Raw genomic sequence first — 24,715 nt, forward strand, 5'->3', positions numbered from 1 at the left:
TCGCCGCCGTCGAGCTCGGCCGGCTGATGGGCGCCCGGGTGATCGCCTGCGCCTCCTCGGAGGAGAAGCTCGCGGTCGCCCGCGCCCACGGCGCCGAGGCGGGCGTGGTCTACGACCCCGCGACGCTCAAGGACGAGCTGCGCCGGATCTCGGGCGGCGGGATCGACGTGGTCTACGACGCGGTCGGCGACGCCTACGCGGAGCCGGCCCTGCGGGCGCTCGGCTGGCGCGGACGCTTCCTCGTGATCGGCTTCGCCGCCGGCGCCATCCCGCGGCTGCCGCTGAACCTGATGCTCCTCAAGGAACTCGACGTGCAGGGCGTCCACTGGGGCGCCTTCCTGGATCGCGAGCCCGAGGCCCACCGGGCCGATCAGCGCCGCCTCCTCGGCTGGGTCGCCGAGGGCGAGCTCACCGCGCAGGTCCACGGCGTCTACCCGCTGGCGGAGTACCCGGAGGCCTTCGGCCTCCTGACCCGCCGGGCGGCCGTGGGCAAGGTTCTCCTGCGGCCCTGATCGGGCCGCGGCCGCCCTCGACCGGGTCGGCCCTCGACCCGCCGCACGGCCTCGGCGGGCGGCGAGTCATGCGTTCCGCGCTGATCTGCGGCGCGGGCCGTCTCCGAAGTAGAGGTTGCGGAAAAATCTGTCCTTCATCTTCATGGGTCCCGATGAGACGACGTCGTCCTCCGCGGTGCCCGAGATGAACTTGCGCAGAAGTGTCGTATCGAAGCTGATGCTGCCCTCGTTGATCGGCTTTTTGCTGTTCATCGCGAGCTCGACCATTGGCCTGATGCAGATACAGGCCATCAACGCCGCCGCCGTGGAGACCCGCGACGTCTGGGTGCGCAAGGACAACGATCTCCACACGATTCGATTCCTGATGCTGCGGTACCACACGACGACGATCCGCAAGGTGGTCGCCACCGACGACGGTGAGAACCGGGACCTCGATGCCGAGTTCGTCGAGATGGATCGGACCATCCCCGAGGCCTTCCGGAGCTATCGCGCGCGCGCGACGACGCCCCGGGAGCGCGCGCTCTGGGACGCGTTCGAGGGGCGGTGGAAGGTCTATCGCGTTGCCCAGGAGGCGATCCTCGCGCCACTCAGGCGCGGCGACCAGAACGCGGCCCGCGACGCCATCGCGCCGGCCCGCCCGCCGCTGGTGGCCGCCTTCGACGCCCTGGCGGATCTGGCCCAGGTCGCTGCGGAGGGCACGAACGTCTCGGTCCGGCGCTCCGAGGACGCGTTCCGGACGGCGTGGTCCGTCACCATCGCGCTCTCGGTGATCGGAGCGGCGATGACCGGCGCGGCGGTCTGGTGGGTCTGGCACCGGGTCGCCCGCCCGATCCGGTCGCTGGCCGAGATCATGGGCCGGCTCGCGGCCGACGACCTCGACGTGGCCGTCAACGGTTCCGAGCGAGGGGACGAGATCGGCGTCATGGCGGCGTCCGTCCGGGTCTTCAAGGACGGCCTGATCCGCGCGCGGGCCCTCGAGCACGAAGCCGCGCAGGCCCGCGCCGCGGCCGAGGCGCGGCGGCGGAGCGGCGTGCAGGAGATCGCCGACGCCTTCGAGGGCACGGTCGGCGGCATCATCGGCACGGTCTCGGCCGCCGTCGCCGCGCTGCAGGACACGGCCTCGGCCATGAGCGAGGCGGCCGGCGACACCGCCGATCGCTCCGGCCGGGTGGCGAGCGCGGCCGAACTCGCGGCCAGCACCGTCAACGTCGCGGCGGCGGCTGCGGAGGAACTCGGCGCCTCCGTCCAGGAGATCAGCCGCCAGGTCGCGGGTTCGACGGCGCTGACGCAGTCGGCGGTCGCGGACGCGGCGGCGACCGCGCACTTGGTTCAGGATCTGAACGGGGCGGCGGTCCAGATCGGCCACGTCGTGGGCCTGATCTCGAGCATCGCCGAGCAGACGAACCTCCTGGCGCTGAACGCCACGATCGAGGCGGCGCGGGCGGGCGACGCCGGCCGCGGCTTCGCCGTCGTGGCCGCGGAGGTGAAGGACCTGGCCGGCCAGACCGCGCGGGCGACCGACGAGATCGGCGCCCACGTCGCCCGGATCCAGGCCTCCACCGGCGACGCCGTCTCGGCGATCGGGCGCATCGGCGGCCGGGTCCAGGAACTCAGCGCGGTGGCGACGCGGATCGCCAGCGCCGTGGAGCAGCAGGGCGCGGCGACGCAGGAGATCGTCCGCAACGTCTCCCAGGCCGCCCAGGGGGCGGCCGACGTCACCGGCACCATCGCGGGCGTCGCCGACGCGGCCAAGGGGACCGGCGCGGCGGCCGACCAGGTTCTCACGGCAGCCTCGGAGCTGTCGCTCCGGTCCGGGCATCTCAGGGACGAGGTGACGCGCTTCCTCGCGACCGTCCGCGCGGCCTGAGCGCGCGGGATCGGCGCGGACGCGGACCTCCGGCCGCGCGCCCGGCGCGCCGGCTCAGAGGAGCCCGCGCGCCTTGGCCAGGCCGACCAGGTCCGCCTGCGGGCGGGCGCCGATGTGCTGGATGACCTCGGCGGCCGCGAGCGTGCCCAGGCGGGCGCTGGCGACGTTGTCCAGCCCGCGGGCGTGGCCGGCCAGGAAGCCGGCGGCGAACAGGTCGCCCGCGCCGGTCGTGTCGACCACCGTCTGGACCGGGCTCGCCTCGACGGCCCGGACCTCGCCACCCTGCACCACCAGGGCGCCGTCGGCCGAGCGCGTGACCAGGCCGAGCAGGTGGCGGCCGCGGGCGTTGCGCTCGTCGCGCAGGGCCGCGACGGCGGCCTCGGGATCCTCGGTCTCGTAGAGGCTCTGCAGCTCGGCCATGTTGGCGAACAGGATGTCGATGCTGCCGTCCCGCACGAGGCCGAGGAACTCGTCGCGGTAGCGGCCCACGCAGAACGCGTCCGAGAGGGTCAGCGCGACGGCGTTGCCCGCCTGATGGGCGAGCTGCGCGGCCTTGCGGAACGCGTCCTTGGCGGCCGGCGGATCCCAGAGATAGCCCTCGAGATAGACGACGCGGGCCGAGCTCACGAGCGTCTTGTCGACATCGTCGGGCGACAGGCCCTGGCAGGCGCCGAGATAGGTGCTCATCGTGCGCTCGCCGTCCGGCGTCACGAGCACGAAGCACCGGGCGGTGGCCGGACCCTCGGCGGCGGCCGGGACGGTGAAGTCGACGCCGGTCGCCTTGAGGTCGTGGCTGAACAGGCCGCCGAGCTCGTCGTTCCGGACCTTGCCGACGAAGCCGGTCCTGGCCCCGAGGAGCGCCGCGCCGACCGCGGTGTTGGCGCCCGAGCCACCCGACACGATCGTCGCCGGTCCCATCGCCTGGAACAGCGCCTCGGCCCGCGGCTCGTCGATGAGCTGCATCGCGCCCTTGGTGACGCCCTGCGCCGCCAGGAAGGCGTCGTCCGTGCGGGCGATCACGTCGACGATCGCGTTGCCGAGCACGAGGAGATCGAGGGGTGCAGTCATCCGGGCGTCCTGATTCGCGTTCGCGCCGCTGTGGCATCCGCCTCGGATCGGATCAAGCGCCGTCGTCGGCGGGCGCGAGGTCGGCGAACAGCTCGGGCACGGTCAGGCGCAGGCCGGGCGGCGTCAGGTCCAGCGTCTCCCGGGTCGCGATGCGGGTCTCGATCAGGCCGCCCTGCGCGCGGCGGTGATGGATGACGTGGCGCTTCACCGGATCCACGATCAGATAGTGGATGACGCTCTCCAGACCGAAGTAGCGGGTCAGTTTCAGGCCCGAGTCCACCGCGCGTGCGCCCGGCGACTGAGCCTCGACGACGATGACGGGATCGGTGATCTCGGTCGCATCGGGGTCAGCGCGCATCCCGCAGTAAACGAGGGCGTCGGGCTCGAAGACCGTATCCCGACCGACGCGAACGCTGATGCCATCCGGCAGCGCGTAGCAGGCGCTCCCCGCTTGCTTCAGTGCCGACCGGAGCGCCAGATAGGTGGCCGCCTTGACCTCGGCATGCCGAACGCGCTCCGGCGACATCGCGAACACCTCGCCGTCGACCAGCTCGAAGCGTCCCGGCTGCCCCTCGGCCCAGGCGAGAAACTCGTCGACCGTCATCCGGGATCTCGGCTGAGCGACCATGCCCGAGGCCAGCACGGATTCGGCTTGCCGGGAGCCGTGCTCCTCACGCGCCTCATCCCGCGATCTTCTCCAGCGCGACGTCCCGCGTCCGGGGACCCAGCAGCCCGACGAGCAGGCCCGCGGCCAGCATCGCCGCCGAGATGAACAGGAACACGCCCGGCGTCCCGGCCTCCCGCAGCACGAACGCGATGACGAAGCCGGTGAAGATCGCCGAGAAGCGGCTCCAGGAATAGACGAAGCCGACCGCCCGGGCGCGGATGCCCGTGGGGAACAGCTCGGCCTGATAGGCGTGGAAGCTGTACGACATCACGTTCGAGGCCAGCGTCAGGCCGATGCCGAGCGCCACGATGACGGCGACGTCCCGCGTCTGCGCGAAGGCCAGGCCGCAGGCGATGTAGAGGAGGGCGGCGGCCACGATGACGTGCTTGCGCTCGAACCGGTCGGCGATGGCGAGGCCGATCAGGGGCCCGACCGGGGCGGCGAGCGCGATCAGGGCCGTGTAGGCGAGGCTCGACGTCACCGTGATGCCCTGGGCCACCAGGAGGGTCGGCACCCAGTTGGCGAAGCCGTAGAAGCCCACCGTCTGGAAGACGTTGAACCCCGCCATCATCAGGGCCCGGCGCCGGTAGGGCTGGACCCAGAGATCGCGGAACGCGCCGCGCGGCTGCACCGGCTCCGGCGCGGCCGGTGCGGGAAGCGGGCCGCCGGTCTCGGCCGCGATCCGCGCCTCCAGCTGCCGCAGGACCGCCTCGGCCTCCGCCAGACGGCCGTGCTCGACGAGCCAGCGCGGGCTCTCCGGCAGGCCCGCCCGCATCCACCAGACCACGATCGCCGCCGAGGCGCCGATCAGCACGACCCAGCGCCACCCGTCGATGCCGAGGGGCGCCGCCGGGATCAGCAGGTAGGACAGGAACGCCACGACCGGCACGGCGGTGAAGCCGATGCCCTGGCACAGGGCGAAGGCCCGGCCGCGGATCGCCTTCGGCACCAGCTCGGAGAGGTAGCTGCCGATCGTCACCATCTCCAGGCCGAGGCCGATCCCGGCGATCAGGCGCCAGAGATTGAGGCCGAAGGCGTCGCTCTGGCAGGCCATCACCACGTTGGCGGCGGTGTAGGACAAGAGCGACCACGTGAAGATCGCCCGCCGGCCGAACCGGTCGGCGAGCCAGCCGCAGGCGAGGGTGCCGATGAACAGGCCGGTGAACAGGGCGGCGACGAAGCTCGCGACGCCGCTGGCACCGAACAGGCCCGGGGTCGTCGGCGTCAGGATCCCGGCCTTGACGAGGCCCGGCGCGACGTAGCCGGTGAAGAGCAGGTCGTAGAGCTCGAAGAAGAAGCCGAGCCCGAGCAGCACCACGAGGCGCCAGACCGTCGGCGTCGCCGGAAGCCGGTCGAGACGGGCCAGGATGGCGCCGGGATCGAGACCTTCATCGGCAGCCTGGACCGCCGTACGCGTCGCCATGCCGATGAGCCTCGTCTCGGCGCCGCGGCGCCCCGCCGGCGCAGTGCCGCGGAAGCGCGCGCCGCGCAAGGGGGTGCGACGCCGGCCGAGAGGGGACCCTCACGCGCCGAAGACGGACCAGCCCATGCGCTGCGTGAGCCGCTCCAGGGCGATGCGGCCGAGGTGGGAATTGCCCGCCGCGTCGAGGCCGGGCGACCAGACGGCGATGGACGCCTTGCCGGGCGCGATCGCCAGGATGCTGCCGCCGACCCCGCTCTTGCCCGGCAGGCCCACGCGGTAGGCGAACTCGCCCGACCCGTCGTAGTGGCCGCAGGTCAGCATGATCGCGTTGATGCGGCGCGCGCGCTCCGCCGAGACCACCGAGTGGCCGGTCGACGGGTTGACGCCGTTATGCGCCAGGAACCGGCCGGCCCGCGCGAGCTGGCGGCAGTTCATCGCGATGGCGCAGTGATGGAAGTAGACGCCGAGCGTGTAGTCGACCGGATTGTCGATGACACCGAACGACTTCATGTAGTTGGCGAGCGCGGTGTTGCGGAAGCCCGTGCGCTTCTCCGAGGCCGCCACCGTCTCGTCGATGATGATGCCGGAATCCTGGGCCAGGAACTGCATGAAGCGCAGGATCTCGCCCAGCGCCTCGCGGGGCTCGTGACCCGAGAGGATCACGTCGGTGACCGCGATCGCGCCCGCGTTGATGAACGGGTTGCGCGGCACGCCGCGCTCCCGCTCCAGCTGGACGATGGAATTGAACGGGTTGCCCGAGGGCTCGCGGCCGACGCGCTTCCAGAGCCGGTCGCCGACCATGCCGAGGGCGAGGGTGAGCGTGAACACCTTCGACACGCTCTGGATCGAGAACGGCGTCTCGCTGTCGCCGCCGGTGAAGACCTGTCCCTCGGCGTCGATCACCGCCATGCCGAACTGGTCGGGATCGACCCGGGCGAGCTCGGGGATGTAGTCCGCGACCGCGCCCCGGTCGGAGCGCTGGGCCATCTCCTCGGAGATCTCCCGGATGACGTGGGCAAGGTCGGGCACGGTCGGGCTCGGGCGTCGCGTTGCGTCGGAACCGGGCCGGTTCGCGACGTCTCAGGCGATGCAAGGTCCGGTCCGGCCCGGCGGTGATCTAGCAGCGCCGGACCGGCCTGGGAACCGGAGCGGCCGCGCTCACGCGACGATCAGCCGGCGGGCGTCGGCCGCCGGGCGGTCACCCGATCCGCACCGTCATCGCGCGCGCGGCGACCCGGAGCGGCGCGACCTCGGCCAGCGCGGCGCGACCGGATTGCTTCGCGGCGCCCGCAGAGGCGGCAGCGGTGCGGCCGCTCGGCGAAGAGGAGTCTCACGCGGCGGCGAGCGCCATCGCCATGGATTCCTTCTTCATCAGCTCCCGGAAGAAGCCGTCGAGATGGGTCAGCTTGTCGGGCGAGCCGTCCTGCGCGATGCGGCCGCCGTCGAGGACGACGATCCGGTCGAAATCCTGCAGCGTCGAGAGACGGTGCGCGATGGCGATGACGGTCCGGCCCTTCATCAGGTTGGCGAGGGCGTGACGGATCGCCTGCTCGGATTCCGCGTCCAGCGCCGAGGTCGCCTCGTCCAGCAGCAGGATCGGCGAGTTCTTCAGGATCGCCCGGGCGATGGCGATGCGCTGGCGCTGGCCGCCCGAGAGCTTCACGCCGCGGTCGCCCACGATCGTGTCGAAGCCCTCCGGCAGGGCCTTGATGAAGTCGGTGCAGTGCGCGGCCTCGGCCGCCTGCCACACCTCCTCGTCGGTGGCGTCGGGCCGGCCGTAGCGGATGTTCTCGCGCAAGGAGCGGTGGAACATCGAGACGTCCTGCGGGACCACCGTGATCGCCTCGCGCAGGGATTCCTGGGTGACGCGCTCGATGTTCTGGCCGTTGATGCGGATCGCGCCGCTCTGCACGTCGTAGAACCGCTGGATCAGCGAGAACAGGGTCGACTTGCCGCCGCCGGACCGGCCCACGAGGCCGACGCGCTGGCCGGGCTCGATGACGAGGTCGAAATCCGTGAAGACCGGGCGTCCGTCCGGATAGTTGAACGCGACGTGCTCGAACTCGATCTTGGCGCCCTGGCCGGTCAGCGGCTGCGCCTCCGGATGGTCCACGAGGTCGTGAGGCTGGAGCAGGGTGTGCAGCGCCTCGGAGAGGCGGGCGGTGTGCTGGGTCGCGTCGACCAGCGCCACCGCGAGGTCGCGGGTGGCGGCGAGGATGCGGATGCCGAGCGTGCAGACCAGGACCACCTGACCGTTCGTCGCCTGGCCGGCCTCCCACATCTGGATCGCCCAGTAGAGCAGGCCGAACACGGCGAGCACGGTGAGCACCGCGTGCACGATGCGCAGCTTCTCGAGATAGAGCAGGGACGAGCGGCGGGCCCGCATCTCGGTGGCGATGGTGCCCTCGAAGCGCTGGCCCTCGCGCTTGAAGGCCGAGAAGGCGCGCACGAGCGACATGTTGCCGACGAGGTCGACCATCTCGCCGTCGACGGAGGCCGCCTTGGCGGCGAAGTCGTGGTGCAGCGGCTTGCCGGCCGAGGCCATCTTGAACATCAGCACGACGACGGCGGCGAACACGCCCGCCAGGATGCCCGCCATGGTGAGGTTCACGGTGGCGATGTAGGCGATCGACCCGAAGGCCGCGACCGTCGGCGGCATCACGTTGAACACGAACATGTTCTCGACCGTGAAGATCGCGTTCGAGGTCGCCGTGATGCGCGATGCCAGGGTGCCCGGCTGCCGGTCGGAGAAGAAGGTCGGCGAATGGCCGGTCAGGTGCCGGAACAGGTCGCGCCGGATGTCGCCGGTGATGCCCACGAAGGTGAAGGCGCCGGTCAGCGCGGCCACGCGCCAGAGCATGTTGTCGGCGGCGATGAAGGCGATCAGGACCGCGAGGGCGCTCCAGACCACGGTGTTGCCCGGGCCGGGCCCCTTCGTCAGCGCGTCGACCACGCCCTTGAGCGCGTAGTCGGTGGAGACCGAGAAGCCGACGGCGCCGAGCACCGAGATCAGGATGACCAGGTGCGGCAGCCAGCGGCGCCGGAGATACCGCCCGACGAAGGCGAAGGGCCTGTCGGCGTATCGGTGCAGCTCTTCCATCGCGGTGACCATTCCGTATTCGCGCGGCTTTGGCTTACGGGCTGAGGCGGAGTGCAGCGCGGGCGCAGTCTGACCCGCAGCGGCAACGCGAGAGCGTTGCCATATGTTTCACCGGCCCGCACCTTCGTTGCGCTTTTATCCGCAGAACCTGAACGCCGCTTGAGCGGCGTGGAAACACCCAAGCGAATCCGATGCCGCCGCTGGTCAGGCCGCCCGCTCCGACTGGCGCGTCTCCGGCATGATCAGCGCCACCAGCATGAAGGCCGCGAAGCCGACGACCGCGAGCCCCAGGAAGGCGCTGTGGCTGCCGAGATGGTCGGCCATGATGCCGGCGAGCGACGTCGAGAGGGCCGCGCCGATGCCCATGGCGGTGCCGACCGCGCCGAGGGCGAGGTTGAAGCGGCCGGTGCCGCGGGTGAGGTCCGACACGATCAGCGGCACCATCACGCCCAGCACCGAGGCCGAGATCCCGTCGAGGACCTGGATGGCGACTAGGCCGTAGGGGTTGGTGGTGTAGGCGAGGAGCAGGCCGCGGACCGGCAGGGCGCCGAAGCCGAACAGCAGGACCGGGTAGCGGCCGAAGCGCTCGGCGGCCCGGCCGACCGCCGGGGCGCTGACCGCGAGGACGGCCTGCGGGACCATGATGCAGGCGGCGACCAGCGCGGTGGCGGTCTCGCTCGCCCGCAGGGTCAGGACGCTGCCCACCAGCGGCAGCATCGCCGCGTTGGCGAGGAAGAACAGCACCATGCAGGCCGCGAAGCACAGGAGGCCGCGGTTGGTCAGCAGGGCGCGGATGCCGTCCTTGCCGGAGGCCGGCGCCGCCTGGGCCGCGGCCGGCTCCTTGAACACGCTGGAATCGATGTCCTGGGCGCGGATGCGCGCCAGCGCGATCACCGTCGGGATGCCGAGGGCGGCGGTCAGGTAGAAGACGGCGCCGTTCGACAGGTAGTAGCCGATGGCGCCCATGCCGGCCGCGCCGAGGGCGTTGCCGAGGGCGGCGAAGCTCGCGTTCCGGCCGAGGCGCTCGCCGGCCCGGGCGCGCCCGACCAGGCCGATGCTGATCGCCGCGATGGCCGGCGTCAGCACGCAGCTCGCGGCCGAGTGGAGCGCCATCGCCAGGAGCACGACCAGGAAGCTCGGCCAGACCGCGAGCGCGAACGCGCTGCCCGCGATGCCGATGACCGCCACGGCGGCGGCGAAGCGCTTCGAGCGCACGACGTCGACGAAGGCGCCCCCCGGGACCTGGCCGAGGAGCGCCACGAGGCTCCCCACCGTGAGGGCGAAGCCGATGTCGGACTGCGTCCACTTGGCCTGTGAGAAGTAGACCGCCAGGAACGGGCCGAACCCGGTCTGCAGGTTGGCCACGAAGAACGCGAAGGCGTCGAGGCCGTAGCGGCTCGCCGACGAGATCGCGCGTCCGCCGTGGGCCGCCGAGGCTGCCGGCGAGCGCGCGGCCTCGGCCGCCTGATCCTTCAGGCGGGCCGGACGGGAGCGGATGTCCTGCCGGGGCACGTCGCGCTCGCGGGCGGCGGCGGCGGTTCTGACCTTCAACCGGGCCACCGTCACTTATCCGGTGCTTTCTCCGGGGGCAGGGCGGGTGCGGGCGCGGCCGGGGCAGAGGCCGGCGGGGTCGCGGCGGGCGGCGCCGTGCCCCCGGAGGCGGCGTTGCCCGGGACGGTCGATGCCGGGGCCGGCTGCGGCGGCGTCGCCGAGCCGGACGCGGGCGCTGCCGCCTGCTCGCCCTCCGGCGCGGGCGCGGCCGGGCTGGCGGGACCCAGGACCACGATCGGCTCGCCGGCCTTGTATTCCGGTGAGACGCGGACCTGGTTGCGGGTCAGCGCGACCGACAGCTTGCGCTCCTTCCCGCCGTCCGGCGTGAAGCGCAGGGCGCGCCAGTCCACGGCGATCTTGCGGGTTCCGACACCGAGGAAGCCGCCGAAATCGATGATGGCGGCGCGGGGGTGGCCCTCCTTGTCGATGATGATGTCGATGACGCGCCCCAGCTCGTCGCCGCCGGCGCTGCGCACGCTGCGGCCGAGCAGGCTCTCGTAATCCTGGGTGTCGAGGACGGTGGCCGGCGTTCCCTGCTGCTGTGCCTGCGCCGCGGCGGGCGGCGCGCCCGCGGCAGCCGGCGGGCTGGCGGGCGGGGAGGCCGGCGTCGCCGCGGGCGGAGGCGGAGGCGTCGGCGCCGGTGTCTGGGCCGGAGGAGCAGATTGCGGCGTGGCCGGACTCTGCGGCGCGGCCTGACCGGCAGGACCCTCGCTGCCGCCCGGCTGGGCCTGCGCCGCGGTCCCCGACGCCCAGAGGGCGAGCGTCACGGCCGCGATCATCCGGTTGGTTCTGAACACGCTTCGTCCTCTGAGGAAAGGCCGGGCTGCACCGGCGCGCCGGCGCGTCCACGACCGCATTCGGCCGGTCCCGGGTCCGCCGCCGGCAGGACCCCGCCTGCGGATGGCGTCGTGCCGCAGGACCTGGGCGAAGTTATGGACCGCGGCGATCCGACAGCAAGGCTCGAGCCGCGCCTGTCGGCCGAGCGGCCGAGGGTGTCCGGCGATCATCCCCCGGCGTCCCATGGCGCTGTCTGGTTTTCGCCGCATCCCCAGCGTAGACAACCGCGCATAAACCCATGCGAGCCGCGGATGACACCGCGGCCACTGTCGAGGACCAAACGATGTCGACCCTCACCACGTCGCGATGCGCGGCAGCGCGCGGCCTCGCGCTCGGCGCCGCTCTGGCCGGTCTCGTGGCCGGCTGTCAGGCGCTCGGCGGAGGCGGCGGCGTGATGCCGGCGACGGAGGTCGGGCTGCCGCCGTCGCTGCGCGGGTCTCTGCCGAACCGCGAGCCGCACAACGCCGCGGTCGACGCCGACGGTCAGCCGCTCCAGACGGCGCCGACGAAGCAACTCGCGATCCCGAAGAACGCCGGCGGCGCCACGCGGACGGCCGACAGCGGCGAGCGCCGGATCCGGCGCGAGGATCTCGACGGCGGCAACGCGGCCGTCGGCGGCAGCGGCGGGAGCGGCTCGATGGGCCCGATGCTGTCGCCCGGCGGCAGCGTCGGTCTCGGCGGGAAGTTCTGAGCCGATCCGTCCGAGCGCCCGCACCGGTCTGCAACGCCGGCACCCGCGCGCCGTGACCGGAAGCGGTGCGGGCGCGTGAGTTCGGTCGACGAGTTCGGCCGAGTTCGGCCTAGCCGACCGCCTGGCTCGGCGCCTCCGCGAGCACGCCGGGCTCGATGTCGACCACGTAGCCGCCGAGTTCCGTGCTGTAGCTGAGGCTCTTCCACGGCAGCGGGTGGTGGGTCTCGCCGAGCCCGAGGAAGCCCCCGAAGGCCAGAACCGCGTAGGCGACCTGTCCGGAGACCTTGTCCACCATGAAATTGTGGATCGCGCCGAGGTGGCGGCCGCTGCGGTCGTAGACGGCCGTGCCCTCGACCATGTTGGACGCGATCAGCCGCGGCGTCTCGTCGATCGCCATACCCTCGCCGGTGGGGTCGAGTTCCAGCGTGCCGGGCTCTCTCAAGGTGCGCTCGTTGGGCAGGTCCGTCGGCATGGTCTCTCCCGGTTCGCGCGCGGGGCAAGGCCCGCGTGGCGGCCCCTCGGCTCACTAAGCGCGCGGGTCGGGACGGGTTCCGCCGGCCGGCCGGGCGTTCGGGCCCGCACCGTGCGCTCAGCGGTCGGGCGGCATGCCGGCGCTCGCCCGCCGCTGGTTGATCCGGTCGCGGACCGATCGGTTCGCCAGCAGCATCTCGAACCCGAAGGCCACGAGGGCGCACAGCGTGCACAGGATCGCCGCACCGAACAGGCCGAACAGCAGGGTCGCGACCGTGCTGTCGCGCAGCGCTCCCACGAACAGGGTCAGCACCGAGCCGCAGGTCGCCACGCCGCCGAGCGCGGCCAGGAACACCGCGGCGTCCAGGGCCAGGGAGCGCCGGTGAAGGCGGTCCAGGCGCTGCCCGAGGCGGACGCGCTCGGCATCGCCGGCCCCCGCCAGCAATCCGGAGACGTGGTCGGCCTGGTCCGCCACGCGCGCGAGCCGGGCGCCGAAGACGTTGAGGAGCGTCGCGATGCCGGACAGGAGGAAGACGGGGCTGAGCGCAACCTGGACGACGTGCGCGGTGCTCTCCAGGCTGGCGAGGGTGATCGGGTCGGTCATGCGGTCGGGCTGATGCACCCGACGGGCCGGCGCGGCAATCCCGGCGCGCTCAGATCAGTCCGCGGACCGGTGCGACGCCGGAGGCCGTCGTCTCCGCGCGGATCACCAGGCCGAGACCCGTGACCAGTCCGGTGGCGAGCAGAAGCGCGAGCGTGAGGGCCGGGGCGAACATGCCTGTACTTCGCGCGCAGGATTGTTAAGAGCAGGTTTCGCACCCGGCATCTGGCCGAATAATCTTCACGACGGCATCGATCGGGCGATCCCACGGGGGATTCCCGTGCGTGCCTTGTGGATGAGCGTGCTTCAAAGGCAATTTCCCCTTGGAACGGCGGCGGCACCGCTTAGTTGCTGCTATGCTGGCTCGGCCGTGGGGCGATCATGCCCCGGCCTGCGGCCCGAGAACCGGAGGAAGTTTATGGCCACAAAGACCGAGAAGGCTGCGCCGAAGGCGGCCAAGACCACCAAGACTGCGGAGAAGGCCGCCCCGGCGAAGGCTGCGAAGCCGGCTGCCGCCAAGTCGGCCGGCACGAAGCCCAACGCTCTGCAGCAGCCGCTGAAGCCGTCGGCCGAGCTCGGCGCCATCGTCGGCACCAGCCCGCTGCCCCGCGGCGAGGTGGTCAGCAAGGTTTGGGATTACATCAAGAAGAACAACCTTCAGAACCCGCAGAACAAGCGCGAGATCGTCGCCGACGACAAGCTCAAGAAGGTCTTCGGCAAGGACAAGTGCTCCATGTTCGAGATGAACAAGCACCTCGCCGCCCACCTGAAGGCCTGATCACGACCTAGAGCCCAGTCCGGCGTCTCGTCCGGGCCGACGGCTCTAGGCGCCTCCGTGACGCGCCAGTCGGGCCGGAAGACCGGCCGACATGGTGCGGCGCGCCGCGGGCGAGAGCCCGGTATCCGGAGTCACCGGCCGTCCCGGAGGTCTCGGGCCATCCGCTGAGCCGGACGCGTCCCACGGGTCTGGATCCGGGGCTTCCCTGCGCGCTCCCGCCGAGGCAAAGCCGTCCCGCGCCCGCAGGGTCGCGGACAGGGCCGGTCGTCCGGCGACCGGCCGGGCGCGTCCGCGCCGAGCCTGCTCCCGATGCCAGGTGCTGCCCGATCCTAGGCGAGGCCCTGCAGGACACCGCCATCGACCCGCAGAGCCGCGCCGGTGGTGGCGCTCGCGGCCGGGCTGCAGAGGTAGGCAACGAGGTTCGCCACCTCCTCCACCCGCGCGAGGCGCTGGATCAGCGAGGAGGGCCGGTGCTCCGCCACGAACTTGCGGCCCATGGCTTCGAGGTCGGCATCGGCCGCGCCTCCGGCCATCTGCTTCATGAACTCGGCGACACCTTCCGACAGGGTCGGGCCGGGCAGGACGCTGTTGACCGTCACGCCGCTCCCGGCCACCGTCTGGGCGAGCCCGCGGGAGATCGCGAGCTGCGCGGTCTTGGTCATCCCGTAATGGACCATCTCGGTCGGCGTGTTGATGCCGGACTCGCTGGAGATGAAGATCACCCGGCCCCAGCCCCGCTCCGCCATGCCGGGCGTGTAGGCCCGGGACAGGCGCACGCCGCTCATCACGTTGACGTCGAAGAAGCGCTGCCAGTCGGCATCCGGGATCTCGAAGAACGGTTTCGGCTCGAAGATCCCGGTGTTGTTGACCAGGATGTCCACGGCCGGCAGCGCCTGGACGAGCGCGGACACGCCGTCCGCGGTCGCGACATCACCCGGCGCCGCGAAGGCCCGGCCGGCCCTGGCCTCGCCCCGCAGCTTCGCCAGCGCTGCCTCGACGCGCTCGGGCGTGCGGCCGTTGATGCCGACCTCGGCGCCGAGATCGCAGAGTTCCTTGGCGATGGCGTAGCCGATACCGCCGGTCGAGCCGGTGACCAGCGCCTTCCGGCCGGTGAGATCGAGATCCATGGGACGCTCCAGCACGTGACTCGTTCCGTCAACGCGGTCCGGTGCCCGCGGTGGCATACGGGACCGGTCTAGCCGCTCCGACTCCGCCGCAGGACGCTGGCGCAGCCGCCGATCACCGAGAGCGCCACCGCGCAGGACAGCGAGATGGTCACGGCCCGCTCGGCCCCGAGCCCGTGGGTCAGGCCGAAGATCACCGCCACCAGGGCCGCGCCGAGCGACTGCCCGGTGAGCCGCGCCGTCGACTGCATCCCGCTCGCCCCGCCGGCCCGCTCGCGCGGTGCCGAGGTGACGATGACCTTGTTGTTGGGCGACTGGAACAGGCCGAAGCCGAGGCCGCACAGGGTCAGCCGCCAGACGATGTCGAGGATGGCGGGCACCGCGGGCAGGAGGGTCACGCTGACGAGCCCGGCGGCCATCATGGCCAGTCCGATGCCGCCGAGGATGCCGGGCGGGTAGCGGTCCGCGAGGCGGCCGGAGATCGGCGCCATCGCGGCGACCGCGATCGGCCAGGGGGTGAGCAGGAAGCCCGTCTGGGTGCTGGAGAGGTGCAGCACGTCCTGGAAGTAGAAGGGCAGCGCCACGTAGGAGACCATCTGGGCGCAGAACGAGGCGACCGACGTCGCCATCGACAGGGCGAAGGCGGGGATCCGCAGCAGGTCGACCGGCAGGAGCGGTGCGGGCAGCCGGATCTGACGCCGGACGAACACCGCGCCGACCACCAGGGCGGCCGCGAGTTCGACGATGGCGACGCCCCGGGCTTCCGGATCGCCGAGGCCGTCGATCCCGATGATCAGCAGGCCGAAGGTCAGGGCGTTGAGCACCGCGCTCACGAGATCGAACGGCCGGCCGCTCGCCGGTGTGACCGGCAGGGTCCGGGACGCCACCGTCAGGGCCAGGAGGCCCACGGGGATGTTCACGAGGAACAGCCAGGGCCAGGTCGCCACCGACAGGATCGCCGCGGCCACGGTCGGGCCGGCGGCCGAGGCGACCGCCACCACGAGCGCGACGTTGGCGACCCCCTGGCCGATCATCCGGTGCGGGTAGATGAAGCGCACGAAGCCGATGTTGACGCTCATGATCGCCGCGCCCCCGAGACCCTGGACGATGCGGGCCGCGATCAGGAGCGGCAGGTTCGGCGCGACCGCGCAGGCGAGGGAGGCGGCGACGAACACCGCGAGCCCCGGCAGGTAGACCTTCCGGAAGCCGAAGATGTCGCCGAGGGCCGCGAAGGGCAGGAGGCTCGCCGTGACGGCGACCTGATAGGCGTTGACCACGAAGATCGCGTCGGCCGGCCTGACCGAGAGGTCCTTCGCCATGACGGGCAGCGCCACGTTGACGATGGCCCCGTCGAGGACCGCCATGGTCATGGCAAGCCCGATCGCCGCCATGGCGAGGACGCGCTCGCGGGGCGGCAGGCCGTCCTGGACGGGCGCCTGCGGGGGCGGCTGGGGGCTGCCCGGCGCGCCGCCTGTCGGACCGTGCGGGACCTGCGCCATGGGTGCGCGCTCCTGCGGCGTCCCGGCGGGTCCGTGACGTCGATGGCTGGGAAATCCGGACGCGGGACGCGAGGCGGATGCTGCTCCCTGTCGCGCAGGCGGTCGGTCCCGTCGAGGGGCGCCGTGTGTCCTATGTCACGGCGCGGGCGGGTTCGTTCGCGCCGGATCGGCCCGCCGTCGGCAGCACGCCGCGCGGCCCGGGCGCGCGATCGGTTCGGGAGCGCGCGGCGCGCGCCGGGCGCGACCCGGAGCGTCGCGGGTCCCGACCGGGATCAAGCCAGCATGTAGGTCAGCAGGGAGCGGAGCTGGGCCGGCTTGATCGGCTTGTGCACGAGTTCCGCTCCGGCGGCTGTGACGCGATCCTCGACCGCGCTGGAATGGTCGGCGGTGGTGACGATGACCGGGAGCGGCTCGGCCCGCAGCGCGCGGAGATAGGCGGCCACGTCGAGGCCGCAGGCGCCCTCGTCGAGATGATAGTCGAGCACCAGGATGTCCGGCGCCCCGGCGCCCGCCTCGACGGAGGCCTTCACCCCCGCGAGGTCGCGGAAGGTCGAGACCCGGGCATCCCAGTTCTGGAGGAGGCGCGCGAGGGCGTCGGCCGTCGAGGCGTCGTTCTCCACGACGAGGACGTGCGCTCCCGAAAGCCGGGTCGCCACCGGGGCGGGCGGCGCGGCCGCGGCCGGGACCGCGCTCAGGGGCAGCGTCAGCGCGACCCGGGTGCCGTGGCCGACCCGGGAGCGCAGCCGCAGGGGATGGTCGAGGGCCAGGGCCATGCGGCGGACGATCGACAGGCCGAGGCCGAGGCCCGGCTCCTCGCCGCTGCCGGTCCGGTCGCCGCCCCGGAAGAACTCGTCGAAGACGAGGTCGCATTCCTCGGCGGCGATGCCGCAGCCCGTGTCGGTCACTTCGATCCGGACAGCGCCGGACCGGCGCCGGGCCGCCAGGACGATCCCGCCGGTGCGGGTGTACCGGACGGCGTTGGAGACGAGGTTCTGGAGGATCCGCTGCAGGAGCACCACGTCGCTGGTGACGGTGACCTCCGGACAGTGCACCGACAGGCGCAGACCCTTGCGCTGCGCGAAGGGTTTGAAGCTCTCCGCGAGCTCCGCCAGCAGGTCGGGCAGGAAGACGGGCTGGACCTGCGGTCGAACGACCCCGGCATCGAGTTTCGAGATGTCGAGCAGCGTCTTGATCAGGTCCTCGATGGTCTGCAGGCCCCGCTCCACCTGTCCGGCGATGGCGCGCGCTTCCGGCGGGACCTCGAGGTCGGCGAGCGCCGAGATCGACAGGCGGGCGGCATTGACCGGCTGCAGCAGGTCGTGGCTCGCCGCCGCCAGGAACCGCGTCTTCGAGCGGTTGGCGGTCTCGGCCTCCTCCTTGGCCGCGGCCAGCGCCTCGTTGGAGCGCTCCAGCCGGTGCATGAGCCCGGTCAGCTCCTCGGTGCGGGTGCGGACCCGGCCCTCGAGCATGATCGCCGTCTGGAACAGCGAGTAGGCGCTGCCCCGCTGATCCATGGAGCGCTCGACATGGGACATCAGCGCGGCGTTGATGCGCTCGAGCTTCTCGATCCGCCGGTGCAGGGACGCGTCGGTCTCGAGGCCGTTCGGGTGCAGGGTCACGACGCGACCGGGGCGGCGGCCGCGGCCGGCGCGCCCGCGGCGAGGGTCTTGCCGATGGCGATGCCCGTGAAGGTCTGGTTCAGGTGCATCGCCCGGTACTGCTCGCCGAAGGTCTCGAAGCCGACGACGTTGTAGCGGCGGTAGAGGTCGGCGATCCCGTGGCGCACCTGCCGGCTCTCGGCGTCGAGGCGGCGGAGCACGCACTCGAAGCCGATGATCAGGTCGACGCCGCCGAGCACGGCGTCGAGGCGGGCCAGCTCCGCCCGGGTCGAGGCGACGATGTCGCGCGGCTCGGCGAGGGTCAGCACCACGCCCTCGTCCACCGCGCAGAAGAAGCTGAGCGAGCCGTCCTCGTTCATCCGCCGGATCGAGCGGCAGAAATACTCGCCGCCGACCTTCACGGCGAGCGGGTAGGCGGCGAAGCTCATCGGCGACAGGCCCTCGGGGTCGAGGCCGATCGCCATCGCGTATTCCCGGGCCGCCGGCTCCGCGTTGAGCTCGTGCACGGTGCGGCGCTCGCCGTCCGAGGCGGTGACCACGAACTTGGTCCGCGTCGGCTCGAAGTTGTCGCTCTTGAAGATCTCCACCGAGAAGTCGGTCTCGACGAGCACCAGGACCGCCGCCTTGCGGTGGATCTTCCCGCCGTGCAGCATGACGGCGTCGCGGAAGCGCAGGTCGTCGCCGGCCGAGCCGCCGACGATCGGGATGCCGTCGAGCGCCCAGGCGATCGCCGAGACCACCGTCTCCTCGGCATTGGCGAGCCCGTCGATCAGCGACAGGGCGAAGCGGTGGCCCGTGGCGGCCGCGTCGACATCGCGGCACCGGTCCAGCGGGTCGAGGGTCCGGCGCAGCGCCCGGACCGCCGAGGCGGTCCGCTCCACGTCGAGGTGGTCGATGGCGTCGAGGACGGTCGAGACGATCCGGAAACGCTCGGCCGGGAACGCGATGACGACGAGCCCGCGGTCGAGGCCGCCGGCCGGGGCGATGCCGCCCGACATCGAGCAGCCGGCCACCGGCACGCCGGGGAACCGGGCCTCCAGCGCGCGGGCCAGGATCTCGGCGTCGTAATCGGCGGAGAAGAACGCGACGACCTGCGACAGGGCGCTGTCACCGACCGCGAGCGCGACCTCCGCGGCCGCGTCGGCGGCCGCGGCCGCGTCCGTCCAGGCCGTCCAGATGCCGCACAGATGGCGGCGCACTCCCGATCCTTGAGCCACGTTCCACCCCCTGCGACCCCCTCGGCAGGCTTGGTGCCCGCTCTTCAGCGTCTTGCGCGGAGTATGTCGTGCGCAACCGAGCGGTGCAACGGGGCGTGTTGCCCCCGGTCCGGTTCACAGGCAAGGCCGGACCGGGGAGTGGCGCTCACTTCATGCAGGCATCCTCGGCCTTCTCGAAGGCCGCGGGCTTGGCCTCGTGGTCCGCCGGCCGGCCGCGGCCGATCGCGCCGTCCGAGCGGGCGCGGAGATAAGTGTATATGTCGGGCAGGTAGCACATGACGTTCTTGTTCTCGCCGAAGGCTGGCATGACCAGCTCCTGCGAGGCGTTCACATCCCGCTTGCCGCCCACGACGATGCCGGCGAAGTGCGCGTAGTCCATGCCCTTGAGAGCGTCGACCAGGGACGGCGCGTAGGTCGAGCCCATCCCGTCTGGCCCGTGGCAGGCCAGGCAGTTCGCGCTGTACCGCACGTAGCCGGACATGGTGTACCAGTCGACCTTCTTGCCGCCCTCCGTGATGTGGTACGTCGGGTCGCCGTTCTTGTCGGTGTACTGGCCGTCCTGAACTTTCGCCGGCTGCGTCGGCCCCTCGCTCTTCAGGTCGGCCGCGGGCGGAGCGGCCGTCGGAGCCGCGGCGGACGCCGGCAGCATCCCCAGGGTCCCTGCTGCGAGCCCGGCCAGGACCAGGCTGGCGAGTCTGTCTGCAACGCTCCGCATCCGTCTTCCTCCCGCCGCCCACAGGCGTGTTCTCGGTGGCGCGGCGCCGGGATAACGGCGGATCTCGGTCGAGAACACCTTGGCACACCTTCACGTTTTCGCGCTTGGCCGGTGAGCGCCGCGATGAGTGGACGAGGGGGCGCTTATCCGCGTTGCGCACAGCATTAACCTTTTGTTAATCGGCGGATTGCCGCCGGCCCGCCGGCGTGAGAGCTTTCGTTAACGAGAGCTTAACGGTTGGGTCCCGGCGATGCGGTTCGCGGTTTCCATGATGCAGGGACTGGTCAAGGGACCCGCCTCGCGTCGGCTCTCCCGGAGCCGCTGGGCGGGCCTCGCTGCCCTCGCCGCCATCGGCGTCGCGGGTCTCGCCGCCCCGGCTCAGGCGCAGACGCTGGCGAGCCTGCCGACCGAGGCCGGTGCCCGGGTGCAGGGCGACGCCAAGCCGATCGCGGCCTGGGTGACGTTCTGCCAGACCTACGCGGCGGAGTGCGCGCTGGACCGGGGCGAGCCGGCCCGGATCAGCCTGACGCCCGCCACCTGGGCGACGATCGTGTCGGTGAACCGGCGGGTCAACAAGGCGGTCGAGCCGATGACCGACCAGGACCACCTGCACGTGGCCGACCGCTGGGACCTGGCCGAGGACGGCATCGGCGACTGCGAGGACTTCCAGCTGCTCAAGCGCCACATGCTGGCCGAGGCCGGGCTGCCGCGCCGCGCGATGCGCATGACCGTGGTGATCGACGAGAAGGGCGAGGGCCACGCCGTGCTGACACTCATCACCGACCGGGGCGACCTCGTCCTCGACAACAAGACCAACGCCATCCTGCCCTGGCACAAGACCGGCTACGTCTTCATCAAGCGCGAGAGCCAGGACGCCGTCGCCTGGGTCTCCCTCGGCGGCGTCACCTCCCCGGTCACCACCGCCAACCGGTGAGCAAGGCACGCGGCCGGCGGTGGAACCCAGGCCGCCGGCGCCGCGCCTTAACGGATTGCTAACCGTGCGGCGCCACTCTGTCGGGTGACGGAGTGCCTGAACGATGCCGCGAGCCCGCAACGTGACGCCGGTCCCGCTTCTCGCGGCCGTCCTCGTCGCCGCCGCCTGCGGCACCGCGCGGGCCGCGAGCGAGACCGAACTCCGCCACGCCGCGTGGCGCGACTGCGTCAGCCGCAACTTTCACATCCAGGCCGCGCTGACCGACCGGGATCTCGCCGCCGACGCCGCCTTCCGGGCCTGCCGGACCGCCGAGGACGCCTATCTCGCGACCCTCGCAGCCTCGCCGCTCCTCGACGGCGACGACGTCGTCCGCGCCCGGCCGCTCCTCGCCGGCCGGATCCGGGCTTGGCTGGTGGGCGATCGCGGCTGAACCCAGCGGCCCCCCGGGCCGCGCGACGTTCCGGGTCGCGGCAGCAACGATCCGCCGCACGGCACTGGCAGGGTGCCGGGGCGAGAGGCCGCCCGCCTAGGCTTTGAGCCGGGCCTTGATCCGCCGGGTCAGGCCGTCGCGGACGTCGCGGTAGGCGTCGAGGCGCTGCTCGCGGGACGCGTCCTGCACCAGGGTCGGGTCGGGGGTCGGCCAGTACTCGACATCGGCCGCGAGCGTGTGGGTCAGGTCCAGGGCCCGGTGATGCGCCTCCGGCGCGAGGGTGATGATCAGGTCGAAGTTCAGACCCTCCCAGTCCTCGAGTTCCTCCACGGTGCGCGGCCGGTGCCGGCTCGCGTCGATCCCGACCTCGTCGAGCGCCGCGATCATGAACGGGTCGGTGGGCTCGCCGGATCGTACCCCGGCCGACTGCACGTAGGTGGACTTGCCGAAATAAGCGCGCGCGATCGCGTCCGCCGCCACGGAGCGCACGGCGTTGTAGTTGCACATGAACAGGACGGACTGCACCCGCCGCTTCTTCGGGGAAGCGTCGGGAGGAGGCTCGGGAGCGGGCTCAGCCATCGCCGGTCGGCGCGGAGGGCGCCTAGCCCTTCCAGTGCAGCGCGAAGATCAGGGTGAACAGGCGGCGCGCCGTGTCGTGGTCGAGGTCCACCTTCCCCTCAAGCCGCTGCTTGAGCGTCTCGGACGCCTCGTTGTGCAGTCCGCGCCGACCCATGTCGATCGCCTCGATCTGCGACGGCGAGGCGGTGCGGATCGCGTTGTAGTAGCTCTCGCAGATCATCTCGTAGTCGCGGATCACCCGCCGGAACGGCGTCAGCGACAGGAGGTGCGTCATCACCGGCTCACCGTCCACCGTGGCGATGGCGAAGGACAGCTTGTTCTCGACGAGGCCGAGCGTCAGCGCGTAGGGCCCCTCCCGACCGGGGATCGTGAAGGAATTGTCCTCCAGGATGTCGAACAGCGCGATCGCCCGCTCGTGCTCCTGATCCGGATTGCCGCGGGCGATGGACGCCTCGTCCAGGCTCACCTTCGCGAGGCGGTTCGGCCCGCGCTGCTTCTCCGCCATCCCCAAAACCTCACAGGTTCAACCGGATCGCGACGGAGCGGGCATGCCCCTCCAGGCCCTCGGACCGGCCGAGGTTTATCGCCGCCGGGCCGAGCGCCCGCAAGCTCTCCGGCGTGCAGGCGAGGATCGTCGTCCGCTTCATGAAGTCGAGCACGCCCAGCCCGGACGAGAACCGGGCCGAGCGGGCCGTCGGCAGGACGTGGTTGGGGCCGCCGACATAGTCGCCGATCGCCTCCGGCGTGTGCGAGCCGAGGAAGATCGCGCCGGCATTGCGCACCTTGGCGGCGAGCGCCTCCGCGTCCTGCGTCTCGATCTCCAGGTGCTCGGGTGCGAGGCGGTCCACCAGCGGCACGGCCTCGTCGAAGGTGCGGACCCGGATGATCGCGCCGTAATCGCGCCAGCTCGCCCGGGCGATCTCCTGGCGGGGCAGGGTGGTCAGCGCGCGCTCGACCGCCTCCTCGACGGCCCCGGCGAGTTCGGCGCTGTCGGTGATCAGGATCGCCTGGGCGGCCACGTCGTGCTCGGCCTGGGCCAGCAGGTCGGCGGCGATCCAGTCGGGGTTGGCGTGGCCGTCCGCCAGGATCAGCACCTCGGAGGGGCCGGCGATCATGTCGATCCCGACCTGGCCGAAGACCCGGCGCTTGGCCGCCGCCACCCAGGCATTGCCCGGTCCGACGACCTTGGCCACGGGGGCGATGGTGGCGGTCCCGTAGGCGAGGGCCGCGACCGCCTGGGCACCGCCCACCCGGTAGACCTCGTGGACGCCGGCGAGCTGCGCGGCGGCCAGGACCAGCGGGTTCATCTGGCCGTCCGGTGTGGGCACCACCATGACGAGCCGCGGCACGCCCGCGACGCGGGCCGGCAGCGCGTTCATCAGCACCGAGGAGGGATAGCTCGCGGTGCCGCCCGGTACGTAGAGGCCGACCGATTCCAGCGCGGTCCAGCGCCATCCGGCCGTGACGCCGAGGGCGTCCGTGGCCCGGTGATCTTCGGGCCGCTGGGCCCGGTGGAAGCTCTCGATCCGCTCGGCGGCGAGGCGCAGCGCCTCCAGGGCATCCGGCGGGCAGGCCGCGACGGCCGCGGCCATCTCCGCGTCCGTGACCCGCAGCTGCGCCGCCGAGAAATCGGCGCCGAGCCGGTCGAAGCGCCGGGTGAAATCGACCAGCGCGTCGTCGCCCCGGGCGACGACGTCGGCGATGATGCCGCGCACGGCCTCGTCCACGTCCTCGGCGATCTCGCGCTTCACCGTCAGGAGGTGCGCGAAGGCGGCGGCAAAATTCGGATCGCTGCTGTCGAGCCGGACCATCGGGAAGCCTTCTGTCTCGCGTCAGGCCGCCGGGCCGGCGGCCGTATCGGTGTCGATGTCGTGTCCGGGACGGGTGGCCGATTCCCAGACCGGGCCGAGATCCTTCATCCGGACCTCGATGCACTCGACCTCCAGCCGCAGGGCCGCACCGCCGGAGAAGACGAGGTCGATATGCCCGGAAGGCGCGTCCGTCGGCTCGAAGGTGAGGGCGAGCAGGCTCATGGGCGTGGCGTCGTCCGGCTTCAGGCCGCGACTCTTCACGCCCAGCACGCGCTCGACATGCAGGCCGGCGAGGCGGCGGCGCGGCGGGACGTTCGGCGTCCAGTCGAAGCGGCGCACGGCCATGAGGAAGCGCTGCTCGCCCGCGAGGTAGGTCAGGTCCTGCGGCCGCAGGATCGCGTCCTGCAGATGGGCCGAGATCACGGTCAGGTCCTCGGTGTCGAGGGCGGCGAGCCTGAGCAGCTCCATGCAGAAGGTCCTCGGGGGATACGGGGCGCGGATCGGGCGGCGCGGGCCGGTCCGCGGCACGGCGTAGGTAGCGGCGCGGCCCCGATCGGGCAACGGCTGGTCTGGGGATCGCGATCCCGGTCGAGCACAGGCTCGGCCCAGCGTCGCCGTTTAGACGCGCTGGCGGACGAGCCGAGGCAGGGTCTCATATGGCCGCACTCACCGAGCGCGCGGTTCTGGCGGTGCTGACCATCGGGCTGCTGGCGGTCGGATCCGCCTCCGCGCAGGTCGGCCCGGACGCGCGGCCCTACATCTACGGCCGCCCGGCGCCGGATCGGGATGACTACGCACCGCCGCCGCCCGGCGGGCGCCCGCCGCCTCCGCCGGCTGATGACGGGTATGGCTGGCGTCCACCCCCGCCGCCGCCACTCGACGATGCGTATGACAGGCGCGGCCCGCGCTGGCGCGGCGATTTCGGACGCCGGTGGGACGACAGCGTCTGCGTGACGGCCCGCGGCACCTGCACGGTGCGCCCGGCCCCTCCCGATGCGCCCTGCGGCTGCGATATTCCCGGCTTCGGCTACAAGCGCGGGCAGATCGAGGATTGAGCCCGACGGCCGTCGGACGCGATCGACGGCGATGGGCGGCCACGGCCGCGTTCGGACGCCGCGCGCGGCGGGACCGCGGCAGCCCCGCGCCGCATTGCCGGGGCGGGTAGGAGCGGCGGTACGCCCTTCGCGGCGCGGGCGACCGCGCCGAGCAGGTCGTGGTCCA

At 72.3% G+C, this 24,715-nt stretch carries 26 protein-coding genes and 1 pseudogene; 7 read left to right on the forward strand and 20 right to left on the reverse strand.

Going from position 1 to position 24,715, the window contains the following annotated elements:
- Positions 1–512: zinc-binding dehydrogenase (locus tag ME121_RS22120; RefSeq protein ID WP_491892859.1), on the forward strand; the 512-nt coding region annotated here is incomplete at its 5' end.
- A gap of 66 nt (positions 513–578) precedes the next feature.
- Here the strand turns inward: ME121_RS22120 and ME121_RS34045 are convergent.
- A complete protein-coding gene (locus ME121_RS34045) occupies positions 579–779 on the reverse strand; it encodes a hypothetical protein (RefSeq protein WP_209650969.1) in 201 nt (66 codons plus the stop codon).
- Here ME121_RS34045 and ME121_RS22125 point away from each other — a divergent pair.
- Entirely contained in the window at positions 697–2,379 is a 1,683-nt protein-coding gene (locus ME121_RS22125; protein ID WP_059409603.1) for a methyl-accepting chemotaxis protein, read from the forward strand. The two genes, ME121_RS34045 and ME121_RS22125, sit on opposite strands and share 83 nt — an antisense overlap.
- A gap of 54 nt (positions 2,380–2,433) precedes the next feature.
- Here the strand turns inward: ME121_RS22125 and ME121_RS22130 are convergent, their stop codons facing one another.
- The 7 genes from ME121_RS22130 to ME121_RS22160 form a co-directional block, all read right to left on the reverse strand.
- On the reverse strand, positions 2,434–3,447 hold the full coding sequence (locus ME121_RS22130) for an adenosine kinase (RefSeq protein WP_024829262.1): 1,014 nt from the start codon (positions 3,445–3,447) through the stop codon (positions 2,434–2,436).
- Positions 3,448–3,499: 52 nt separating this feature from the next.
- A complete protein-coding gene (locus ME121_RS22135; RefSeq protein ID WP_245297703.1) occupies positions 3,500–4,051 on the reverse strand; it encodes a Uma2 family endonuclease in 552 nt (183 codons plus the stop codon).
- Positions 4,052–4,127: 76 nt separating this feature from the next.
- A complete protein-coding gene (locus ME121_RS22140; protein WP_058606223.1) occupies positions 4,128–5,537 on the reverse strand; it encodes an MFS transporter in 1,410 nt (469 codons plus the stop codon).
- A gap of 99 nt (positions 5,538–5,636) precedes the next feature.
- On the reverse strand, positions 5,637–6,566 hold the full coding sequence (locus ME121_RS22145) for a glutaminase (RefSeq protein ID WP_012320467.1): 930 nt from the start codon (positions 6,564–6,566) through the stop codon (positions 5,637–5,639).
- A gap of 301 nt (positions 6,567–6,867) precedes the next feature.
- Entirely contained in the window at positions 6,868–8,637 is a 1,770-nt protein-coding gene (locus tag ME121_RS22150) for an ABC transporter ATP-binding protein (RefSeq protein ID WP_012320466.1), read from the reverse strand.
- A 204-nt stretch (positions 8,638–8,841) separates the two neighbouring features.
- Entirely contained in the window at positions 8,842–10,203 is a 1,362-nt protein-coding gene (locus ME121_RS22155; RefSeq protein WP_029360489.1) for an MFS transporter, read from the reverse strand.
- Positions 10,200–10,967, reverse strand: a complete 768-nt coding sequence (locus ME121_RS22160) for a PRC-barrel domain-containing protein (protein ID WP_012320464.1) — start codon at positions 10,965–10,967, stop codon at positions 10,200–10,202. The genes ME121_RS22155 and ME121_RS22160 overlap by 4 nt, the downstream gene beginning before the upstream one ends.
- Before the next feature lie 341 nt (positions 10,968–11,308).
- On the opposite strand from ME121_RS22160, the gene ME121_RS22165 reads away from it, so the two are divergent.
- A complete protein-coding gene (locus tag ME121_RS22165; protein ID WP_012320463.1) occupies positions 11,309–11,716 on the forward strand; it encodes a hypothetical protein in 408 nt (135 codons plus the stop codon).
- A gap of 112 nt (positions 11,717–11,828) precedes the next feature.
- Here ME121_RS22165 and ME121_RS22170 read toward each other — a convergent pair.
- The 3 genes and pseudogenes from ME121_RS22170 to ME121_RS34050 form a co-directional block, all read right to left on the reverse strand.
- A pseudogene (locus tag ME121_RS22170) lies at positions 11,829–12,188 on the reverse strand (PRC-barrel domain-containing protein); the annotation flags it as partial.
- 117 nt (positions 12,189–12,305) lie between these two features.
- Complete coding sequence (locus ME121_RS22175; RefSeq protein ID WP_012320461.1) at positions 12,306–12,791, reverse strand: DUF2721 domain-containing protein; 486 nt, start codon at positions 12,789–12,791, stop codon at positions 12,306–12,308.
- Between the two features lie 49 nt (positions 12,792–12,840).
- Positions 12,841–12,963, reverse strand: coding sequence for a hypothetical protein (locus ME121_RS34050; RefSeq protein WP_266284939.1), 123 nt, complete (start codon positions 12,961–12,963; stop codon positions 12,841–12,843).
- A gap of 243 nt (positions 12,964–13,206) precedes the next feature.
- Between ME121_RS34050 and ME121_RS22180 the strand changes: the two genes are divergently transcribed.
- Positions 13,207–13,566 carry an SWIB/MDM2 domain-containing protein gene (locus tag ME121_RS22180; protein WP_012320460.1) on the forward strand — a complete coding sequence of 120 codons (360 nt, stop codon included), beginning with the start codon at positions 13,207–13,209 and terminating at the stop codon, positions 13,564–13,566.
- A gap of 329 nt (positions 13,567–13,895) precedes the next feature.
- On the opposite strand, the gene ME121_RS22185 is transcribed toward ME121_RS22180, so the two are convergent.
- The 5 genes from ME121_RS22185 to ME121_RS22205 all read right to left on the reverse strand — a co-directional run bounded on the left by ME121_RS22185 (position 13,896) and on the right by ME121_RS22205 (position 19,740).
- Positions 13,896–14,693, reverse strand: a complete 798-nt coding sequence (locus tag ME121_RS22185) for an SDR family NAD(P)-dependent oxidoreductase (RefSeq protein WP_012320459.1) — start codon at positions 14,691–14,693, stop codon at positions 13,896–13,898.
- Positions 14,694–14,761: 68 nt separating this feature from the next.
- Positions 14,762–16,189, reverse strand: coding sequence for an MFS transporter (locus tag ME121_RS22190; RefSeq protein WP_012320458.1), 1,428 nt, complete (start codon positions 16,187–16,189; stop codon positions 14,762–14,764).
- A 272-nt stretch (positions 16,190–16,461) separates the two neighbouring features.
- Positions 16,462–17,808, reverse strand: a complete 1,347-nt coding sequence (locus ME121_RS22195) for an ATP-binding response regulator (protein WP_012320457.1) — start codon at positions 17,806–17,808, stop codon at positions 16,462–16,464.
- Positions 17,805–19,007, reverse strand: a complete 1,203-nt coding sequence (locus tag ME121_RS22200) for an FIST signal transduction protein (RefSeq protein ID WP_245337852.1) — start codon at positions 19,005–19,007, stop codon at positions 17,805–17,807. The genes ME121_RS22195 and ME121_RS22200 overlap by 4 nt, the downstream gene beginning before the upstream one ends.
- 163 nt (positions 19,008–19,170) lie before the next feature.
- Positions 19,171–19,740, reverse strand: a complete 570-nt coding sequence (locus ME121_RS22205; RefSeq protein WP_012320455.1) for a c-type cytochrome, methanol metabolism-related — start codon at positions 19,738–19,740, stop codon at positions 19,171–19,173.
- A 271-nt stretch (positions 19,741–20,011) separates the two neighbouring features.
- Here ME121_RS22205 and ME121_RS22210 point away from each other — a divergent pair, with 271 nt between their 5' ends.
- Entirely contained in the window at positions 20,012–20,674 is a 663-nt protein-coding gene (locus ME121_RS22210) for a transglutaminase-like cysteine peptidase (protein WP_046154955.1), read from the forward strand.
- Between the two features lie 103 nt (positions 20,675–20,777).
- Positions 20,778–21,104, forward strand: coding sequence for a hypothetical protein (locus ME121_RS22215; RefSeq protein WP_024829272.1), 327 nt, complete (start codon positions 20,778–20,780; stop codon positions 21,102–21,104).
- 96 nt (positions 21,105–21,200) lie between these two features.
- Here ME121_RS22215 and ME121_RS22220 read toward each other — a convergent pair whose 3' ends face one another.
- From ME121_RS22220 to ME121_RS22235, 4 genes are read right to left on the reverse strand one after another with little or no spacing between them, the layout of a single operon-like run.
- Complete coding sequence (locus tag ME121_RS22220) at positions 21,201–21,683, reverse strand: arsenate-mycothiol transferase ArsC (RefSeq protein WP_059409597.1); 483 nt, start codon at positions 21,681–21,683, stop codon at positions 21,201–21,203.
- A 22-nt stretch (positions 21,684–21,705) separates the two neighbouring features.
- Positions 21,706–22,188, reverse strand: coding sequence for a UPF0262 family protein (locus ME121_RS22225; protein WP_012320451.1), 483 nt, complete (start codon positions 22,186–22,188; stop codon positions 21,706–21,708).
- Between the two features lie 10 nt (positions 22,189–22,198).
- A complete protein-coding gene (gene hisD, locus ME121_RS22230; protein ID WP_059409598.1) occupies positions 22,199–23,494 on the reverse strand; it encodes a histidinol dehydrogenase in 1,296 nt (431 codons plus the stop codon).
- A 21-nt stretch (positions 23,495–23,515) separates the two neighbouring features.
- On the reverse strand, positions 23,516–23,962 hold the full coding sequence (locus ME121_RS22235; RefSeq protein ID WP_024829275.1) for a DUF2948 family protein: 447 nt from the start codon (positions 23,960–23,962) through the stop codon (positions 23,516–23,518).
- Positions 23,963–24,150: 188 nt separating this feature from the next.
- Here ME121_RS22235 and ME121_RS22240 point away from each other — a divergent pair, with 188 nt between their 5' ends.
- The gene (locus ME121_RS22240; protein WP_024829276.1) at positions 24,151–24,549 is read left to right on the forward strand and encodes a hypothetical protein; all 399 of its coding nucleotides are present in this window, start codon (positions 24,151–24,153) and stop codon (positions 24,547–24,549) included.
- The last annotated feature ends 166 nt before the right edge of the window (positions 24,550–24,715 follow it).

The sequence above is a fragment of the Methylobacterium sp. ME121 genome, assembly GCF_000974725.1.
GTDB lineage: Bacteria > Pseudomonadota > Alphaproteobacteria > Rhizobiales > Beijerinckiaceae > Methylobacterium > Methylobacterium radiotolerans.

Bases quoted from the DNA above. Each gene is read 5' to 3' on its own strand.
- ME121_RS22135 (WP_245297703.1), bottom strand. From the start codon at position 4,051: ATGACGGTCGACGAGTTTCTCGCCTGGGCCGAGGGGCAGCCGGGACGC.
- ME121_RS22190 (WP_012320458.1), bottom strand. From the start codon at position 16,189: ATGGCGCAGGTCCCGCACGGTCCGACAGGCGGCGCGCCGGGCAGCCCC.
- ME121_RS22160 (WP_012320464.1), bottom strand. From the start codon at position 10,967: ATGATCGCGGCCGTGACGCTCGCCCTCTGGGCGTCGGGGACCGCGGCG.
- ME121_RS22175 (WP_012320461.1), bottom strand. From the start codon at position 12,791: ATGACCGACCCGATCACCCTCGCCAGCCTGGAGAGCACCGCGCACGTC.
- ME121_RS22220 (WP_059409597.1), bottom strand. From the start codon at position 21,683: ATGGCTGAGCCCGCTCCCGAGCCTCCTCCCGACGCTTCCCCGAAGAAG.
- ME121_RS22125 (WP_059409603.1), top strand. From the start codon at position 697: ATGAACTTGCGCAGAAGTGTCGTATCGAAGCTGATGCTGCCCTCGTTG.
- ME121_RS22165 (WP_012320463.1), top strand. From the start codon at position 11,309: ATGTCGACCCTCACCACGTCGCGATGCGCGGCAGCGCGCGGCCTCGCG.
- ME121_RS22215 (WP_024829272.1), top strand. From the start codon at position 20,778: ATGCCGCGAGCCCGCAACGTGACGCCGGTCCCGCTTCTCGCGGCCGTC.
- ME121_RS22150 (WP_012320466.1), bottom strand. From the start codon at position 8,637: ATGGAAGAGCTGCACCGATACGCCGACAGGCCCTTCGCCTTCGTCGGG.
- ME121_RS22140 (WP_058606223.1), bottom strand. From the start codon at position 5,537: ATGGCGACGCGTACGGCGGTCCAGGCTGCCGATGAAGGTCTCGATCCC.
- ME121_RS22205 (WP_012320455.1), bottom strand. From the start codon at position 19,740: ATGCGGAGCGTTGCAGACAGACTCGCCAGCCTGGTCCTGGCCGGGCTC.
- ME121_RS22225 (WP_012320451.1), bottom strand. From the start codon at position 22,188: ATGGCGGAGAAGCAGCGCGGGCCGAACCGCCTCGCGAAGGTGAGCCTG.
- hisD (WP_059409598.1), bottom strand. From the start codon at position 23,494: ATGGTCCGGCTCGACAGCAGCGATCCGAATTTTGCCGCCGCCTTCGCG.
- ME121_RS22235 (WP_024829275.1), bottom strand. From the start codon at position 23,962: ATGGAGCTGCTCAGGCTCGCCGCCCTCGACACCGAGGACCTGACCGTG.
- ME121_RS34045 (WP_209650969.1), bottom strand. From the start codon at position 779: ATGGTCGAGCTCGCGATGAACAGCAAAAAGCCGATCAACGAGGGCAGC.
- ME121_RS22240 (WP_024829276.1), top strand. From the start codon at position 24,151: ATGGCCGCACTCACCGAGCGCGCGGTTCTGGCGGTGCTGACCATCGGG.
- ME121_RS34050 (WP_266284939.1), bottom strand. From the start codon at position 12,963: ATGTTCGCCCCGGCCCTCACGCTCGCGCTTCTGCTCGCCACCGGACTG.
- ME121_RS22185 (WP_012320459.1), bottom strand. From the start codon at position 14,693: ATGGATCTCGATCTCACCGGCCGGAAGGCGCTGGTCACCGGCTCGACC.
- ME121_RS22130 (WP_024829262.1), bottom strand. From the start codon at position 3,447: ATGACTGCACCCCTCGATCTCCTCGTGCTCGGCAACGCGATCGTCGAC.
- ME121_RS22210 (WP_046154955.1), top strand. From the start codon at position 20,012: ATGCAGGGACTGGTCAAGGGACCCGCCTCGCGTCGGCTCTCCCGGAGC.
- ME121_RS22180 (WP_012320460.1), top strand. From the start codon at position 13,207: ATGGCCACAAAGACCGAGAAGGCTGCGCCGAAGGCGGCCAAGACCACC.